Genomic DNA, 789 nt, shown 5'->3' with positions numbered 1-789 from the left:
TGTTGATGTTCACTAAGAAGTGGTCCGAGTGATCACTGGGAAATGAGCACCGTGAGCACGAAAAATTGAGCAGTTTAAGCAAGAGGGCCGCGCCCCGGGGACCGGGGGCGCGGCCCTCGCCGTATGGTTTCCCCGGGCGGTTACTTTGGCGAGCCCGCCCGGGAAGGATGGAGGAGATGACCGTGCCCCTGGACACAGTGAATGATATACGGTCGATGGATGCCGCCGGGCGCTCGAGGTCCGAGATCGCCCGAGTGCTCCACGTGAGCCGGAACACCGTGGCGAAGTACGCCGACATGGAGGACATGTCGCCCGCCGCGCCGATGCCCCGGAGGAGGGGCAGGCCCGCGCTCGAGGGCAACGAGGAATGGGTCGCGGGCGTTCTCGAGGCCGACCTCGGGGCCCCGAGGAAGCAGCGCCACACCGCCAGGCGGATCTACGACAGGCTCGTCGCCGAGCGCGGCTACGGCGGCTCGTACTCCACCGTGCAGAGGTTCGTCCGCGAGCTCAGGCTCGCCCGGGCGGCGGCGGGCGGAGAGGGGTACCTCGAGCTCGAGTGGGCGCCCGGCACCTGCCAGGTCGATTTCGGGAACTTCCGCGCCGCGGTCGGCGGGAGGACCCTCGACCTCAAGCTGCTGGTCGCGACGCTCCCGCACTCGAACGACCGGCAGTGCGTCGCCCTCATGTCGCAGAGGTCGGAGTGCCTGTGCGCCGGGCTGCTCGAGATCTTCCGCCGCTGGGGCCGCGCCCCGGCTGCGATGGTGCTCGACAACGCCACTGAGGCGGGCA

At 69.1% G+C, this 789-nt stretch carries 1 pseudogene; it reads left to right on the top strand.

The annotated features are described in order from the left end of the window. Positions 1–167 precede the first annotated feature (167 nt). Positions 168–789 (top strand): annotated as a pseudogene (locus ACTQZF_RS09200) (IS21 family transposase); the annotation flags it as partial.

The sequence above is a fragment of the Collinsella sp. LCP19S3_H3 genome, assembly GCF_052119145.1.
In the GTDB taxonomy this organism is placed as follows: Bacteria; Actinomycetota; Coriobacteriia; order Coriobacteriales; family Coriobacteriaceae; genus Collinsella.
The sequence above is the reverse complement of the archived record's forward strand: the minus strand, read 5'-3'. Positions and strand labels throughout refer to the sequence as shown.